This window comes from Shewanella sp. 10N.286.51.B7, from assembly GCF_002873615.1.
GTDB classification, from domain to species: Bacteria; Pseudomonadota; Gammaproteobacteria; order Enterobacterales; family Shewanellaceae; genus Shewanella; species Shewanella electrodiphila.
Window position 1 is genome coordinate 84483 of record NZ_MCUF01000013.1, and the last position, 17826, is coordinate 102308.

Consider the following 17826-nt stretch of genomic DNA (forward strand, 5'->3'; position numbering starts at 1 on the left):
GAGGCCGCACTTGCGGCCTCATTTGTCTTTAGATGAGTGATTTTATGCAAGACATTAAAAACGAACTACAGCAAATCAGCAGTGAACTTCATGGTCATAACATTCGTTATTATGTTGATGATGCGCCAAGCATTCCAGATGCAGAATACGATAGGTTAATGCAGCGCTTAATCGCCATTGAAACCGCTCACCCTGAATTAATCAGTAGTGATTCTCCGACACAACGCGTTGGCGGTGCACCACTGGCTAAGTTTGATCAAATCACTCATTTAAAACCGATGCTGAGTTTAGATAACGCCTTTGAAGAGGCAGATTTTGAAGCATTTAATAAGCGTATTACCGATAAAGTGGATACGGTAAGTTATTGCTGTGAGCCAAAGCTTGATGGCTTAGCCGTCAGTATTTTATACCGTAATGGCATATTAGAGCGTGCAGCGACCCGTGGCGATGGTGCAGTTGGTGAAGATATTACTGACAATGTCCGTACGATTAATTCTGTGCCACTTAAGCTCCGTGGTGATAACTTTCCTGAATTACTAGAAGTGCGCGGTGAAGTGATTATGCCCAAAGCGGCATTTGATGCATTAAACGAGCGTCAATTAAGTAAAGGGGATAAGGCATTTGTTAATCCGCGTAATGCTGCTGCAGGTAGCTTGCGTCAATTAGACAGCAAAATCACCGCGACCCGAGCATTAGGCTTTTATGCATACGCACTGGGTGTCGTTGAAGGTGAAGTTTCCCCTTTAGCTGATAGCCATTTTGGCCAATTGAACCAGTTAAAAGACTGGGGGTTACCTTTAAGCCAAGAAGTTAAAGTGTGCAGCACACTGCCTGAAGTTTTTGCCTACTACGCTGATATTATGGCCAGAAGAAGCGCACTGTCTTATGAAATTGATGGTGTGGTGATTAAGGTCAATGACATTGCCAAGCAAACGACTTTGGGCTTTGTTGCGCGAGCTCCGCGCTGGGCAATTGCTTATAAATTCCCCGCGCAAGAAGAAATGACCTTACTTGAAGAGGTCGATTTTCAGGTGGGCCGTACTGGTGCGGTCACACCTGTAGCTCGCCTTAAGCCTGTATTCGTTGGCGGTGTCACTGTATCGAATGCCACATTACATAATGCCGATGAGATCGCTCGTTTAGGCGTAAAAGTGGGTGATACTGTGATTATTCGCCGCGCGGGAGATGTAATTCCGCAAATCGTTGCTATTGTGCCTGAAAAGCGTCCAGAAGATGCTAAAGATATTACATTTCCAAGCCAGTGCCCAGTGTGTCAGAGTTTAGTTGAACGTCTTGAAGGCGAGGCTGTTGCCCGTTGTAGTGGCGGGCTTTTTTGTGAAGCGCAACGAAAAGAAGCCATCAAACATTTTGCCTCACGTAAAGCGCTTAATATCGATGGTATGGGTGATAAAGTGGTTGAGCAGCTGATTGATAAAGAACTGGTGCAAAGCCCAGCAGAGCTGTTCACCATTACCGCATCAATGGTCACTATGCTTGAGCGAATGGCAATGAAATCAGCCACTAAATTAATTGCCGCAATAGATGATGCTAAAACAACGACCTTGTCGCGCTTTATTTATGCATTAGGTATTCGTGAAGTAGGTGAAGCAACAGCGGCTAATCTTGCAAGTCATTATAAAACCTTAGATGCAGTAAAAGCTGCGAATGTAGATGAGTTGATGGAAGTGGACGATGTAGGTGCTATCGTGGCAAAACATATTAGTCACTTTTTTGCTCAGCCACATAACCTTGAAGTAATAGATAAGCTCATTGAAGCAGGGGTCAATTGGCCTGCAATAGAAGCTGTCGATGAAGCAGAGTTAAGCCTTAAAGGTCAAACATGGGTATTAACGGGTACGTTAACTCAGTTAAACCGAAATGATGCTAAAGCGCAATTACAGGCAATGGGCGCCAAAGTGGCTGGGAGTGTCTCAAAAAATACTGATTGTTTAGTTGCTGGTGAAGCGGCAGGTTCTAAACTTGCTAAAGCACAGGATTTAGGCATTAAAGTCATGGATGAAGATCAACTACTGGCATTACTAAACGGCTAACTAATTATTGATGTGAGCTCAACTCGCGATGGTGGGTTGTGCTCTGCAAAAGTCTCAAATGTCATTAAATTAAATTCAGTAAGCTTATACTTTTGGTTTACACTGGTTTTGCGGTGTAGATTTAACCCATTGCTTGTTTTATGAGGGTTTGCCCTCATGTTTACTAGATAAGTAAAAGATTTAAAAATCTTAATCGTTAATAAGCTAACAATAGGTATTCAGTGAATTTCAGTAATATCACTTGGCTAGATGACAAAGGCCACATTAAACCGCCCATTTTTTTGTATTTGATACTGATATTTCTTGCTCGTGGTTGGTGTGTCTTTGCGGCGTCGTTAACGCAGTTCAACGACCGAACAGGATTAGTCAGATTATTTTACCCTGACAAAATCGATTTCTTAATGGCGTTAGGGGCAGGTGTCGGTGCCGTTATTATATATGCATTGGTTATCGCAGAAAGAAAACGAGCACCTCAGTTTGCTAGGCCATTATTTAATAAGATTAAATATGGACTTTGGCTATTATTAGCCGTCGATGCCATAATATTAAATCAACGGCTTATGCATGATGACTTTTTGTTTCGAGTGAGCTTTGCATTAGATGCGTTATTTATCTTTTGGTCTTGTATTTATTTACTTAAATCAAAACGATTGAACTATTATTTTAATGATTGGCAACAAGAGACAAACTATCAGCAAGCAGAAAGCTTAAAAGAGCAAGAGCAAACACAAGAGCCAACTTCTGCGCTTGATACGGATAATGATAAACAGCTGTTAGAACAAGCGGTCGATGATCATCATATTAAACATTATAATCGACCAAGAAACAGCAGTGCGTTAACGCAACCATTAGCACAATCATCGTCACAGCAATCGTCACAGCCATTAACAGCAAATATTGAAAGTACTGATGAGAAGATTGATAGTAAATAAGCTTAAAGAGTAGGGCGCTAACCCTACTCAGTGCAATTGCCCAATGGATTAAATGGATATTTCGAAGGTAAGCAATAGTGTCAAAAACGGAATCAATCAACATACCTTTGTCACAACTAGTGGTTGGCTTAACAGTCAAACTTCCACTGTCGTGGTTCAATAACCCCTTCTTTAGAAACAAAGTCCCAGTGACCTCTCAAGCCGAAATAGAATTGATAAACAGTTTAGATATCACATATGTCACCGTGATTGATGGCATGCATTTACTGGCTAATGATGAAGAAATAGAAGACGTTGTTGTAGAAGATGCTGTTCCAGAATTTGATATCCAAGGTGCAATAAAGAAATCCGTTCATTCAGGTCAGAAAAGGTTTAACCAAGCAGCAAGTGATCTCAGGCCAGCTTTCAGTAAGGTCGTCAGCGAACCGCAATTATCTTATCGTGAATCGGCGAGTGTTGTTGAGCAATTGATGACCCATCTATTGGAAAGCAAGCAACCTGAACTTGTTTTTGTCACCAGTGTGGATAAAGAGCCCAGCCTAACTCAACACAGTGTGTCAGTGGCAGTGCTATCTATGATGATGGCCAATAGTCTTGGTCTTAGTCACAGTGAACTTCGTGATTTAGCCTTGGGTTGCGTGTTCCACGATATTGGCAAACTCAAAATCCCAGAGGCAATTAGACGTAAACGCAAGGATTTAACCACTGTCGAAATAAACTATATGAAAACCCACCCTAATCTTGGTTATGAAATGCTAGACAGAAGTGGGCTATTTCCAGCGCCAATGTTAGACATTGTATTGCATCACCACGAGTGTCTTGATGGCAGCGGTTATCCGAATAAGCTGAATGAAGTCAAGATTCCTAAACTGACTCAAATAGCGGCACTGGCAAATGACTATGCAGGCTTGTTGCTTAAAACAGGCTCGCCGCAAGTTGCCCTTGGTACTCTCTTTAAAACCCGTGTGGGTAAACATGGAAAAGACCTTATTCAAGTGTTGGTAAAAGTGTTGGGCATTTACCCTCCGGGTTCGATAGTGAAATTATCAGACGGTTCTATCGCTAAAGTCATGATGACGTCAAGAGATTCAAAACAACCTCATGTTTATAGCTGTAATGATCGCGGCGGCCAAGCCGTGTTTCGTTGTTTAACTGATGAAGATGTCAGTGTTGTAGAAACCGTTAAAGCCGACTCTTTGTCAGAGAAAATTGTTAGCACCTTGCAAGTGCAAAGCCCTGTGTGTTTTTATCCAAGTCATATCATTGAGTGAGCGATTTAATGGTTTATTGAATCGCTACATATATTTACTTTAAATTCATCGCCTCGCTCTTCTCACCATTTTAAACACGGAAAAATCATGAATAAAGTTGCAATTGTCGGTTGTGGTTGGTTTGGCCTGCCTTTAGCTAAAGCGTTAGTGAGTGCTGGAATACAAGTTGCAGGTACTAAAAGAAGCCCAGAGGGTTGCGATGAACTTTCCCTGAATGGCATTACGCCTTTTGAACTGGATTTGAGCCTGATTAACCAACAAACTCTTGCTCAAAATTGTATTCGCTTAACCCCTTTATTGGACGCAGAAGTGCTGATTGTGAATATTCCACCAGGCCTTAGGCGGGGTGAGAACCAATATCTAAATCATATTGAGCGCCTACATCAACTCATTGATGGCCGAAATTATAAGCGGGTAATATTTATCAGTACGACGGGGGTGTACCCTTCTAGCGATCAACATATGCATGAAAATGATGCTCAAGCTTATGACGATAAAAGTGCAGTTTTGCTCAAGGCTGAGTCTTATTTTACTGCGATGAATAATAGCTGCATTATTCGCTTTTCAGGTTTAATAGGCCCTAAAAGGCACCCTGGTAAGTTTTTTGCTGGAAGGCAAGATATTGCAGGTGGGAATGTAGCGGTGAACCTTGTTCATCTTGATGATTGTATTCAGGCTATTAAAGCCATTCTATCTGCAACTGAGCAAGGTAAACCAGTTGCGAGCATATATAATTTAGCAGCACCTCATCACCCAACAAGAGCGGAGTTTTATCGGGCTGCAGCGATTCATTTAGGTTTGAGCGCTCCTGAATTCAATCAACAAACATTACCGAGTAAAACAATAATCGGCGATTTAATTTGCAAGCAGCTTGGTTTCAACTATATTCATCCGGATCCTGTCAGTATGCTCGACGCCTGCTAATAGGAATTGAGTTAGCCTTTACATGAGTCGGTGGGTTTTAAGATTGGTATTAATTCATGTTCAGGTATAATAGCCGACATATTTATGAGCAAAGGCCAATATCCAATGAGCAGCGAAGTTGCAGAATTCCCACTATTAAGTGGTGATGAGTTTGTAGAGTTATATAAAGTATTAAAAGTACAAGGTTTAGTAGATGGCGGCGGCGCAGCTAAGCACGTTATCTCTGAAGGTTTCGTTAAAGTAAATAACGAAGTTGATACTCGCAAGCGTAAGAAATGTGTTGTGGGCGATGTCATTGAATTCAATGGCGAGTTCATTAAAATTGTTGCTAGTGCATAAGGACAGAATAATGCAATTCCCTGATGATGATAATGGTAAAATGTTAGCCGCAATGGCTGAATCTGGCATCGATTTATCGGTAGCCTTGGATGTTGACTTCTTTCTTATTTTTGATGACCAACGCGATGCAGAGTCTGCACTTGAAGCGTTAGCTCAAAAAGATGTTAACGGTGAGCTTGAGCTTAACTTCAGTGAAGAAATCGAAAAGTGGGAGCTGATTGTTTGTTTAAACATGGTGCCTACTTATGATGATTTAGTCGCAAAAGAAATAGAGCTAAACACGTTTGCACAAGAGTTCGATGGCATGACTGACGGGTGGGGCGTAATGCAACATCAAGAAGGTGATGATGAGTTTGCTGACGATGATCATGAAAGTGGTCATTGTTCACACACTCATTAATATCGTCAAACTAACAGATGGTAATATCATTTTCTGCAGAAAATACTGCAAGAAATATGAAGATTATTCAGTTAGATAATTGATTCATCATTTAACCAATTAATGACTGTTAAGTTAATGAAAACAAAAACCACCTTTTAGGTGGTTTTTTTGTGTCTTTCTATTATAGGATGTAGCCATATGCAGAAGATAGATAACAATAATTATTAATGGAGTCGCATTCTCAATGGCAAGACATATTAGTTTTGGTACCCCAGTCAACGACGCCGAACGTTGGGCATTTTCTCTTTTATCCGACGAACTCCCAGAAGATTATTTACTCCTAACCAATGTAGAGATCCCTACTCATACCGGTCAAGCGATGGAAGTCGATGCGCTCGTTGTCGGTGAATTTGGCGTGTATGTTGTCGATGTGAAAGGCTATATTGGCCGCTTAAATGCCGGACTTCACGCGTGGTCTTTAGATGGTCGCCATGTGGACAATAGCTTGTCGAAAGCCAATTATGTTGCACGGGTTTTAGCCGGAAAATTAAAGAACAAAATTCCTGTTGGTGTATATGCGCCTTGGTGTCAGGGCATGGTATTTGTCACTGGCCGAAAAGGCGAAGAAATCCTTGTTGAGAAAGACACTGGTAAACTGAGTATTTACACCCCTGCAAAAATTATCGCTGCGCTAACCAAAGAATGGGGCTTAACAGCGCCTCATATTCATCCTGTTACCGAAACCCAAAAAGAAATGGTGTTAGATACCATAGGCCAGGTGGCATTAGTTGAGCAGCGAAATAATAAAATTCAGGACTTTATTAAACTCAAATGTTTATTCTTACAGCAAGGCTTAGAGGTCTGGCAGTCAGAATATAATCCAGGTGGTTGGACTGCACCCTGGTTATTGAAGATATTAGTAACAAGCCAGTTTGAAGATGCTATTGAAGCGAACTCCCATGAGCAGAAATTGCGTGATGAATTTAAGCGCATTCAGTCGTTGTCAGGCTGTAGCTGTGTGCCATTTTGTGCGCCATTAATTCAAGACGGTGAGCAAGTGGTGCTACCGATTAGAATGCCGCGAGGCGTACCACTTAATATTTTCGATATTGAGCAACAAACCACTTATCAATTATTAGAAATCTTACGACGCAGTGTCACGGGACTTCAGCAAATCCATCGCCGTGGATACACCATTGGTGGTTGGGCTGAAAACTGTATTTTTATCTCAGAAGATGCAGATGTAGAATTTATTGATATTAAAGACTCTCTTAATACCAGCGAAGATATTAAAGCTTATGCCAAAGCATTTCTGGAACTGGCCGAGAAAACGCTCCAACCACGTATTTATCAATGGTATCGCGCAGCTGCCAAAGGCAGCACAATCGATTTAGATGCAATTCGTTGCGATTTATCTGCCCTAATTGATTTAGGTGTGTGTGATACTTTGCCGCAAAAAATCGACGTTGAACAAGGCGCAGTGGTTGACCATCATTACCGCTTAGACAAATTCATTTCAGCAACATCACGAAGCCAACTCTGGCGTGCTATGCACCTTCAAGGTAATTATCCATGTTGTGTGAGCGTTTACCAAGATGTTGATAATCAATGGCACACTTTAAGTAATATGTACCGCAGTTTAGCTAAAATCTATCACCCGCATGTTGAGCGTGTTTTAGCTTTCGGACAGTTACCGCAATCAGATGATTTATTTATTGCAAGGGATTGGGTACAAGGTGTCGGTCTTGATGAAGTACCATCGATTGAAGTTGGCCAACCACGTTTGTGGTTCGTGCAACTACTTACGGCATTACAGTACCTTCACAGTCTTGATATCCACCACGGAGCAATTTGTCCTAAAAATATAATCTGCCGTGATGAAAAAGCCACTTTGGTGAATTTTGGTATTGGTTCTGATATTGCTGCAAGCCATTATGCTGCTCAATACGCGGATCCTAACTTATGGTCGGTGGAAGGTGATGCAGAAAAAGATTTGTATGGTTTAGTGGCAAGTTTTATTGATGCAATGGCGCCAGACTCGATTAAGCAAGGCTCTGGGGCTGATGCGATATTAAGGGCGCTGGAACAATATGATAAGCAATGGCTTGGTGAAGCGTTTTATGAGGCTTGCCATAAGATTTTGAGATTTGAGCTCAGAATTGTGCCTAACATGAGTTATGCCAAGCAGTTAGGGTTAGATGAATTAGAACTAGAGAACTCAGGTTTATAACACTTAAATTTATAACATGCCTTATTCAGTGCGGCTGATAAACAATGATGTGGTTAGAGTCTTAAGGATAAATACTAACCACAATCAAAAGGCAATAACGTAAAACAATCAACGAGGGAAACGATGATTATTAACCGTATAACTTTGACCGACTTTAATGATATTTTGCCTTTATTTAGCCAATATATGGCGTTTTACAGTGTTAATTCGCCAGAAAGTGAGTATGTAGGTTATTTATCAGATCGTTTAAAAAATCAGGATGCATTCATCTTTGCAGCTTATAACGATAAAAACCAAGTCGTTGGCTTTGTACTTAATTATCAGACGTTTTCTTCAGTAGAGTTAGGAAAGGTATTAGTGCTAAATGATTTGTTTGTTGATGTTGATTCAAGAAATCAAGGCGTTGCGAACAAACTGATTGAATGTTCAATTGAACTTGCCAGAGGTATAGGTGCTGTGCGGGTGGACTTAGGGACTGCTAAAGTTAACTTTCCTGCTCAGTCAGTGTATGAAAAAATAGGATTTGTTAAAGACACGCGCTTTTTTTCTTACAGCTTATCAGTCAAGGATCATTCTCCCGTTGCCTAAGTTCTTGTAACTGGGGCTTGTTAAGTGATAAAACCTTTGTTTAATGAGCTAGGGTAAACTAGCAAAACGGTTAATTACATCAAAATAAAAACAATACTAGGATGGATATGCAAACTAACGAGCCTTATAGCATTGGTGTCACTGGCCAAAAATGGTCTGATGAACATAAGCAGCAATGGTTGTCACAGCAACAGGTTAAACGCAGTTATCAGCAAGAGGTCGTCAACAAGATTGATGCTTTGCGTGAACAATTTAGCGTTTCTCAATATGGCGCACTGTCATATGATGCTAACAAGTATCCTTTACTCTTGATCCGAAGTGCATGGGACGAGAGTAAACCAGTGGTTTTAATCACAGGTGGTGTGCATGGTTACGAGACCAGCGGCGTTCAAGGCGCTACTCGCTTTGTAGAAACCAAAGCAAAGCAGTATGCAGAGCAATTTAATATTATCGTAGCACCTTGTGTCAGTCCTTGGGGATACGAAACCATTAACCGCTGGAACCCAAATGCAGTCGATCCTAATCGCTCGTTCTATACTAATAGTCCTGCAGAAGAGTCCGCAGCCTTGCTCAAAGTGATGGCAGAGCTCAATGTCGATGTGCTTGCTCATATTGACTTGCATGAAACTACTGACACTGATAATTCAGAATTTAGACCAGCTTTAGCTGCCAGAGATGGCATCGTGAATCATAACTGGAATATTCCTGATGGTTTTTATTTAGTGGGCGATACTGAAAACCCTCAAGCAGAGTTTCAACGAGCCATTATTAAAGGCGTAGAGGAAGTTACTCATATTGCCCCCGCTGACGATGACGGCAAATTAATCGGCGTTGAATTAGCTCAATTTGGAGTAATAAACTATCCATGTGGTGAACTAGGTCTATGTGCAGGCTTAACTCAAGCCCAGTATAAAACCACGACAGAAGTATACCCTGATAGTCCTTTATCTGATGCTGAAAACTGTATTTTGGCGCAAGTCGCAGCGATTTGTAGTGGGCTTGATTATTTACTCGGGCAGTAGTGTTCAATTGAACTAGAAGTGATAATTCGATACAAGATATAAAGCCCATTTAAAACCTACCTTTTGAGTAGGTTTTTTTGTGCTTCAGATTTAGAGCTTGCTCACGTTCTTGTTAATAAGGTCGCTTTGCGCCAGATGAGTTGTTGCGATATTAGATCTATCTCACAGTTATTGAATGAGCTCAAACATTCAGTAATTGAAGCGACACCCCAGAAATGAGCTTATTTGGAACTTAATTACCACAACTTAAGCAAGGTCACTGATCGCTTGGCTCTCAAGTTAGCTGCTAAGTGAGGAGTTGCTCACAGTTTAGTATGTTTCAAAAGTAATAAATTAACTGAAAAACAGGGCTTTATCTTAGTCATCGGTGTGCTTTACATTGTTCTCCATAAAAAACAAAAGGAGGGCGCTTTAATGGAAAACATACCGAATAAGTCATCAACAACAGCGAAGAACAAAAAAGATTTTATTATCTTGTTTAGCAACATTGCATTATTCGCTTTGCTTTATCACTTTTTACCATTTGAACCGGGGGTCAATACAGGCTTGTCGTTGCTAATTTTTGCGGCAGTTCTGTGGTTAACCGAAGCCATTCATATCAGTATTACAGCGATTTTAATTCCTATTATCGCGGTTTTTTTAGGGGTGTTTGATACTCAAACGGCAATGAGCAACTTTGCCAACCCGATCATTTATTTATTCTTTGGTGGTTTTGTTTTAGCTGCAGCGCTAAATCATCAGGGTATAGATAAATTGATTGCTCAGAAGGTATTACAACTTTCTAAAGGTAAGCTCAGTATCGCGTGTTTTTTACTTTTTGCAGTAACTGCCGTCTTATCAATGTGGATCAGTAATACTGCTACTGCAGCAATGATGTTGCCGCTTGCCTTAGGGATATTGCATCAACTTGAATTTAAAGATCATAAAACCACTTACTTGTTTGTGCTTCTGGGTATCGCTTATTCGGCTAATATCGGTGGCATAGGAACATTAGTCGGTAGTCCACCTAATGCCATCGCAGCTGCGCAAGTCGGACTGACTTTCAGTGACTGGTTAGCGTTTGGTTTGCCTACTGTGGCGTTAATGTTGCCAGCCATGTTGATTGCATTGTACTTGTATTTAAAGCCAGACTTATCTGCGAAATGTGAAATAAAGGCTGAAACAGAATCACTGTCTCTGAGTGGCAAACTGACCTTAGTCATCTTTTTAGCCACTGTATGTTGCTGGATATTCAGTAAACCTCTAGCTCAGGCATTAGGCGGGATCAGTAAGTTTGATACTATTGTCGCACTTGGCGCAGTGGTTGTACTTGCGGGCCTTAAATTAGTTGATTGGAAGAAGATTGAGTCAACTACAGACTGGGGCGTTCTTATCTTATTTGGTGGTGGCTTAACACTAAGTGCAGTACTAAAAGCGACTGGCACCAGTGTATTTTTAGCTCACTTTGTTACCGACATTTTTGGTAACGCACATATGGCTTTATTTGTGATTGCCGTGATTGCTTTTGTCGTAATGCTGACTGAGTTTGCAAGTAATACCGCGAGTGCCGCATTACTCGTACCCGTTTTTGCCGCAATTGCTGAACCTTTAGGTCTATCACCTGTGATGATTTCTGTGGTGATCGGTATCGCGGCATCGTGTGCGTTTATGCTGCCGGTTGCCACACCGCCAAATGCCATTGTCTTCGGCTCTGGCTATATCAAACAATCTGAAATGATGCGAGCAGGCTTGATTATTAACTTTATTAGTATGTTGATACTGTTTTTAATAACCAACTTCTTTTGGGGTTTTTAAACGAGTAAGTCACAAGATACTCGGATAGCAAGAAAGGTAACTTAGGTTGCCTTTTTTATTATCTTTTTCATCGAAAAAGAACAATTTAACAGCATAAACGTTAAAGGTTTTATACAAGTTCGAGCTTTCAAAACACAAAAACACATTTGTTTTAGATAGCTTTTGAAATTTATATGTAAAGCAGGTCTAATGGCCTATAAATAATAATTAAAGACACACCTCATGTTCGAACTGACCCTACAACTCGCCATCATATTATTTTTTGTTGCCATTCTTGCAGGTTTTATTGATGCCATAGCTGGTGGTGGAGGTCTTTTGACCATCCCTGCATTGATGTGGGCTGGATTGCCCCCAGCTGCAGCATTAGGAACCAATAAGCTTCAAGCTTGTGGTGGCAGCTTTTTTGCCAGTTTATATTTTATTCGCAAAGGGATGATTAATCTAAAACAGGCAAAGCTATCTATCATTTGCGCATTCGTTGGCGCTGCAGTGGGCACCATCATAGTACAAATGATTGATGTCAGTATTTTACAGCTGGTTTTGCCATTTCTGATATTAGCGATTGGTTGTTACTTTTTATTTTCAAAAAAGATATCTGAAGAAGATAAGCAACAAGTATTAACCCCTACCATGTTTGCTTTTACCGCAGCGCTTGGGGTAGGTTTTTATGATGGTTTCTTTGGTCCAGGTACAGGAAGCTTTTTTGCATTAGCGTTTGTATCACTAGCAGGATACGGGCTTGCTAAAGCAACGGCCCATGCAAAAATCCTGAATTTTGCCACTAACATATCGTCATTGATTTTCTTTCTGATTGGCGGGCAAGTCTTCATTGTTTTAGGTTTGATTATGCTGGTTGGCCAAGCCATTGGCGCGACGTTAGGTTCACGTTTAGTGATGTCAAAAGGTGTGAAGATTATTAAGCCTCTTGTTGTAACAATGTCGTTTTTAATGAGCTTTAAATTATTATGGGCCCAATACGGTTAACAATTACGGTAAAATTAGTATGGTTGGCGTTGTCCAAATACATTAACTCAGCTCATTTGTGCTGAGGTTAACTACCACATTCAGTTTTATAGGTTGCTATGCGCATTATTCATACATCAGATTGGCATTTAGGGCAGAATTTTTACGGAAAAAGCCGTGCCAACGAACATCAATTATTCATGCAGTGGTTGCTTGAGCAGATCAAATTACATGATGTTGATGCGTTAATTGTTGCGGGTGATATTTTCGATACTGGAACGCCGCCAAGTTATGCTCGTAGCCTTTACAATCAATTTATTGTCGATATTCAACAGACAGGTTGTCAGCTCATCGTATTGGGCGGAAACCATGATTCTGTAGCCACCTTAGGTGAGTCCAAGCAATTGCTTGCATGTCTTAATGCCACTGTTATTCCAGGGGCACTCGACAATGTTGATGAGCATGTATTAGTGATAAAGGATAAACATCAACAACCTTGTGCCATTATCTGCGCATTGCCATATTTGCGCCCTAGGGATTTGGTGCTAAGCCAATCTGGTGAGTCTAGTACTGATAAACAACGCAAGCTGGGTAATGAAATCGCCTCTTTGTATGAACAATGTTTTGAGCGTGCACAACTGCTTAATCAGCAACAGGATAAGCCATTACCTATTATTGCTACAGGGCACTTAACCACGGTTGGAGCTAGCACCAGTGAATCTGTCAGGGATATTTACATCGGCAGTCTTGATGCATTTAATGCATCTCTGTTTCCCGCAGCGGACTACATTGCCTTAGGTCATATTCACAGGCCACAAAAAATCGCTAAGACTGAGCACATTCGTTATAGCGGTTCACCGATCCCATTAAGCTTTGATGAATTGACTGGGCAAAAAAGTGTCTTTCTGGTTGAATTTAAGCAAGATAAATTAGCTAAAGTAAACGCTATTGACGTGCCTCGATTTCAGGCTATGGCAAGCTTAAAAGGCAGTTTAGTTGATATTGAAGCAAGCTTGGCTGAATTTACAGTGAAATCGGCTGATGCCGAGCCAGAAACGACTTGGCTTAGTATCGAAGTTGCACAACAAGACTTCTTGAGTGATTTACAGAGTCGTATTGCTGACATCACAGAACCTTTAGCGGTTGAGGTGTTGCAACTTAAGCGTGCTCGCAGTCAACGTCAGCAACAAATAGCGCAGCTTGATAATGAAACTTTATCAGAGCTTTCTGTGAATGATGTGTTTGAGCGGCGTTTAGCCCAAGAGGATTTTTCAGAGCTCGCACAGCAACAAAGGCTAGAAAGGATCAAACTGCAATTCAATCAAGTCGTTGAACAGATTGTTGAACAAGGTGCCCAAGTTGAAACAAGTACATCTGAGGAGACTAAAGCATGAAAATCCTCAGCTTACGTTTCAAAAACATAAACTCGTTAAAAAATGAATGGAAAATCGATTTCACCGAATCACCGTTTAAAGAAAATGGTTTATTTGCGATTACTGGCCCGACAGGATCAGGTAAAACCACCATCTTAGATGCCATTTGTTTAGCCCTATATCATCGAACGCCGCGATTAACGGTTATCTCGAAAACCACTAATGAGTTAATGACTCGTGGCACCAGTGATTGTTTGGCTGAAGTTGAGTTTGAAGTAAAAGGTAAAGGCTATCGCGCTTTTTGGAGCCAACGTCGCTCACGGGGTCAAATTGATGGCAATTTGCAAGATGCGCAAGTCGAGCTTGCCGAACTTGATTCAGGCAAAATACTCGCCAGCCAAGTGAAACAAAAAACCGAGTTAACTGAAGCGGTTACTGGCCTAGACTTTGCGCGTTTTACTAAATCAATGATGCTATCTCAAGGGCAATTCGCGGCTTTTTTAAATGCCGATGCCAATGATCGCGCAGAGTTACTCGAAGAACTAACAGGTACAGAAATTTATGGTTTGATCTCAGAGCAAGTCCATCTGAATTTTAGCGAAGCCAAGCAAGCATTAAAACTGTTAGAGGCCAAAACAGACAGTGTTGAGCTGCTAACGGACGAAGCGATAGTAGATAAGCGTGCTGAAGCATTACAATTAGAGCAGCAAGAGACGCAATTACAAGCTAAAACGCAACAATTTCAGCAGCACTTAACTTGGGCGCAGCAATGCGTTAAAACCAGCCAGCAGCTTACTGATAGCCAGCAAACGTTAGCGGCGGCTGAAGCTGATATTTCAGCACAAGCCCCAGCATTAGCTAAATTAAGTGCCAGCGAGCCTGCGCAAATCATTGCGCCTTTATTCACTTCGCTTAATAAGTTAACACAGCAGAAATGCCAGCTTGATAAGCAACAAGAAGAGCTAAAACAAGCTGGGCAAGATGCGCAAGTGACTTTTAATGATGCTGTTATTGAGCATGAGAATAAACAACAAGAAAATTTACAACTTAAGCAAAGTCATCAACAGTTAATCGAGTTAGTTGAGCAGCAGGTTGAACCGTTAGATAAGCAAATTGAAAAGTTAAATTTTCAATTGTCCGAGCAGCAAAAATCCAAGCAGCAACAGCAAACGCAATTACAACAAATAGAGCGTGAGCAGCATCAACTCAATCAACAGTTAACTGAAAATAATCAAGCTAAGTTAACCAACCAGCAGTTAATTGAACGCTTCCCACAAGGCCAGTTGATCCAAAGTCATATTGCCGTGTGGAAACAACAAGCAAGCAACTATGCTAGGTTAAACCAAAAAGAAGCTGAGCTGGTCAAGGCAATCGAAGCTCAATCGGTGCAAGGTATTCAGCATACAGAGCAGCTTGAGCAGTACCAGAAAAACGTTGAATCGCAGCAAGTTGAAGTACAGCATAAATTAACTGCGCTCAATGCTAGCGAGCATCAACTTGCCCAATTACTTGCTGGCAGCACAGAAGGGCAACTGCAGGCCCAGTATCAACAATTAATTGATCAGCAGGTTTCTCGCAGCCGATTACAGCAATTGCAACAACTGCATCTTGAAAGTCAGCAAGAACTGAATAATGAGCTAAAACAGGCGCAGCAATTGTCTGAGCAGCTAGGGCAAATTGACCAGCAGCTTCACCAAGTGCGCACGGAATGGCAATCAAAGAACCAACAGGTTAAAGATTTACAATCGTTACTTAAACAAGAACAGCAAATTGTAAACTTAACCGCTGAGCGGGCTAAATTGATCCAGGGTGAGCCTTGTGCTTTATGCGGCGCTAAAGAGCACCCTTTAGTTGACCATTATCAAGCCATTGATGTAAGTGACACTGAAGTGCGTTTTCAAAGCGAGTCTGACGCATTGCAGCTGATTAAAACTCAAGGTGAGCAGTTAAGCCTTGAAAAGAAACAGCGCCAGCATCAACTCGAATTATTAACTGCGCAGCAAGAAAAAAATCAACATCAAATTACTCAATATTTATCTGAGTATCAACAGATTACTGAGCAATTGTTGATTGGGCATTTAGCACCAAACGAGGGCGAGATTGATGCGCTATCGCTAGCTGAATTTATTCAACATGCAACGCAGCAGCAACAGCAATTACACCAGCAACTTGCAACTATTAGGCAGCACTCTACTTCGCACCAGCAATGTATTGAGCAATACCAGCAAGCACAGGCTCATGCTGAGCAGCTGCAAAATCAACTGATGTTAACGAAGCAGCAATCGCAAACTCAGATGCAAAAATTACAAGAGCTTAAGCAACATCAGACTGAAACTCAGCAGCAGATTGCTGACTTATTGGGTGATAGCCAAACTAGTGTCTCTCAAGCAGGCTTAACCATGCCTGAAATGAGCCTATTTGAGTCGTGGTTGGTTGAATTAGACATTCAAATTACCCAATGGCAAACAGCGTTTGAGCAGCAAGGAGTATTAGAGCAAGAGCATCAGTTATGCTCACAAAAGATAGCAGCGTTAATGAGCCAGCATCAAGATATGACTGCTAAAAATAGTGTCCTTGACTCTCAGCTCGAACAATTGACAGCGGAGCAGAACAACACCAGCAAGCAGCGTTTTGCTCTATTTGCCGACAAACAATGTCCTCAAGAGAAACAAGCCAGTCACCAGTCAATGCAGCAAGCTGAACTTAGGTTAAACCAAGCAAATGATGTTCGAGTCAATATGCAGCAGCAACTGGACAAGTTAGTTGCCCAGCGTCAAGCTAATGAACAACAAGTTCAGCGTTTAACCATTGAGTTAAACGAGGCTGGTAGCGCATTTGAACAGGCGTTATTAACCAGTCCATTTGCCAGCCAAGCTGAGTTTGAACAAGCTGTGATGCCAAGCGAGCAACGAGAAGCACTGAAGCAACTCAAGCAGCAATTAGATCAAAGCATGGTTAAAGCCAGCACCTTAGTTGAACAAGCGAAAACACAACTGGCGCAATTGATTATCCAAGCTAAGGAACTCGGCTTTAGCCAAAACGACTCGGAGAAGTTAACTGAGCAAACAATTGCAAGTTATAGTGAACAGGTAATTACAGAAGTCAGTGAATTGAGCAAACAAGCTGAAACGGCATTAGCGGAAGTTAAACAACAGCTTTGGCAAATCGCGCATTTGCTTAAAGAAGATGAAAGTAAACGTCAAGGTCAGCAACAGCTGGTTGAGCAGCTCAACCAAGCAAAACAAGATTATGATGACATCGCTTATTTGCATTCGCTGATTGGCTCGCAAAAAGGCGATAAATTCAGAAAGTTTGCTCAAGGACTGACATTAGATCATTTAGTGACCCTTGCGAATCGTCAGTTAGATAGGCTTCAAGGTCGTTATTTGCTGGAAAGAAAACAATCGGAAGCGCTTGAGTTACAAGTTTTAGATACCTGGCAAGGCGATGCTGTGCGCGACACGCGGACTTTATCAGGCGGTGAGAGCTTTTTAGTGAGTTTAGCTTTAGCACTGGCACTATCGGATTTAGTCAGTCATAAAACCAGTATTGATTCATTATTCTTAGATGAAGGATTTGGCACCTTAGATAGCCAAACATTAGACACTGCGTTAGATGCGCTAGATAACTTAAATGCATCAGGTAAAATGATTGGCGTCATTAGTCATATTGAAGCGATGAAAGAGCGGATAAGCGTGCAAATCAAAGTGAATAAAATGAACGGGCTTGGGGTGAGCCGTTTACAAGCTGAATACAAAGTTGAGACTGCTGCTGAGTAAAAGCAAATTTGCAGCTTAGAAGGGCGGTTCAGTGTGGAACTTCCCGCCCTTGTATGTCGAGAGTACTTTTTGTTTAACTTGGGGTTACTGCATTGAAAGCTGCTAATTCAATAATCACCCCAATACCTTTTAAAAAAGACTGTTAATGTTTAATTTGTTTTAGAGTTTAGAGTTTAGA

At 41.3% G+C, this 17826-nt stretch carries 12 protein-coding genes and 1 pseudogene; all 13 read left to right on the top strand.

Going from position 1 to position 17826, the window contains the following annotated elements:
- The first annotated feature begins 44 nt into the window (after positions 1–44).
- The 13 genes and pseudogenes from ligA to BCU84_RS01555 all read left to right on the top strand — a co-directional run bounded on the left by ligA (position 45) and on the right by BCU84_RS01555 (position 17648).
- Positions 45–2051 carry an NAD-dependent DNA ligase LigA gene (ligA, locus tag BCU84_RS01495; RefSeq protein ID WP_102526377.1) on the top strand — a complete coding sequence of 669 codons (2007 nt, stop codon included), beginning with the start codon at positions 45–47 and terminating at the stop codon, positions 2049–2051.
- Positions 2052–2272: 221 nt separating this feature from the next.
- Positions 2273–2734: pseudogene (locus BCU84_RS20915) on the top strand (DUF2919 domain-containing protein); the annotation flags it as partial.
- A 326-nt stretch (positions 2735–3060) separates the two neighbouring features.
- Positions 3061–4254 (top strand): HD domain-containing phosphohydrolase, encoded by a 1194-nt coding sequence (locus tag BCU84_RS01505; RefSeq protein ID WP_102526331.1) that lies wholly within the window; start codon positions 3061–3063, stop codon positions 4252–4254.
- 87 nt (positions 4255–4341) lie between these two features.
- Positions 4342–5178 carry an SDR family oxidoreductase gene (locus tag BCU84_RS01510; RefSeq protein ID WP_102526332.1) on the top strand — a complete coding sequence of 279 codons (837 nt, stop codon included), beginning with the start codon at positions 4342–4344 and terminating at the stop codon, positions 5176–5178.
- Between the two features lie 105 nt (positions 5179–5283).
- A complete protein-coding gene (locus BCU84_RS01515; RefSeq protein ID WP_102526378.1) occupies positions 5284–5517 on the top strand; it encodes an RNA-binding S4 domain-containing protein in 234 nt (77 codons plus the stop codon).
- Between the two features lie 10 nt (positions 5518–5527).
- Positions 5528–5917 (top strand): ribonuclease E inhibitor RraB, encoded by a 390-nt coding sequence (locus tag BCU84_RS01520; RefSeq protein WP_102526333.1) that lies wholly within the window; start codon positions 5528–5530, stop codon positions 5915–5917.
- Between the two features lie 226 nt (positions 5918–6143).
- Complete coding sequence (locus tag BCU84_RS01525) at positions 6144–8129, top strand: NERD domain-containing protein kinase family protein (RefSeq protein ID WP_102526334.1); 1986 nt, start codon at positions 6144–6146, stop codon at positions 8127–8129.
- Between the two features lie 123 nt (positions 8130–8252).
- On the top strand, positions 8253–8717 hold the full coding sequence (locus BCU84_RS01530) for a GNAT family N-acetyltransferase (RefSeq protein ID WP_102526335.1): 465 nt from the start codon (positions 8253–8255) through the stop codon (positions 8715–8717).
- Between the two features lie 107 nt (positions 8718–8824).
- Complete coding sequence (locus BCU84_RS01535; protein ID WP_102526336.1) at positions 8825–9739, top strand: M14 family metallocarboxypeptidase; 915 nt, start codon at positions 8825–8827, stop codon at positions 9737–9739.
- A 414-nt stretch (positions 9740–10153) separates the two neighbouring features.
- Complete coding sequence (locus BCU84_RS01540) at positions 10154–11533, top strand: DASS family sodium-coupled anion symporter (protein WP_102526337.1); 1380 nt, start codon at positions 10154–10156, stop codon at positions 11531–11533.
- A gap of 222 nt (positions 11534–11755) precedes the next feature.
- Positions 11756–12517 carry a TSUP family transporter gene (locus tag BCU84_RS01545; RefSeq protein ID WP_102526338.1) on the top strand — a complete coding sequence of 254 codons (762 nt, stop codon included), beginning with the start codon at positions 11756–11758 and terminating at the stop codon, positions 12515–12517.
- A 98-nt stretch (positions 12518–12615) separates the two neighbouring features.
- Positions 12616–13890 (top strand): exonuclease subunit SbcD, encoded by a 1275-nt coding sequence (sbcD, locus tag BCU84_RS01550; RefSeq protein ID WP_102526339.1) that lies wholly within the window; start codon positions 12616–12618, stop codon positions 13888–13890.
- The gene (locus BCU84_RS01555; RefSeq protein ID WP_102526340.1) at positions 13887–17648 is read left to right on the top strand and encodes an AAA family ATPase; all 3762 of its coding nucleotides are present in this window, start codon (positions 13887–13889) and stop codon (positions 17646–17648) included. Before sbcD ends, BCU84_RS01555 begins: the two co-directional genes overlap by 4 nt.
- The last annotated feature ends 178 nt before the right edge of the window (positions 17649–17826 follow it).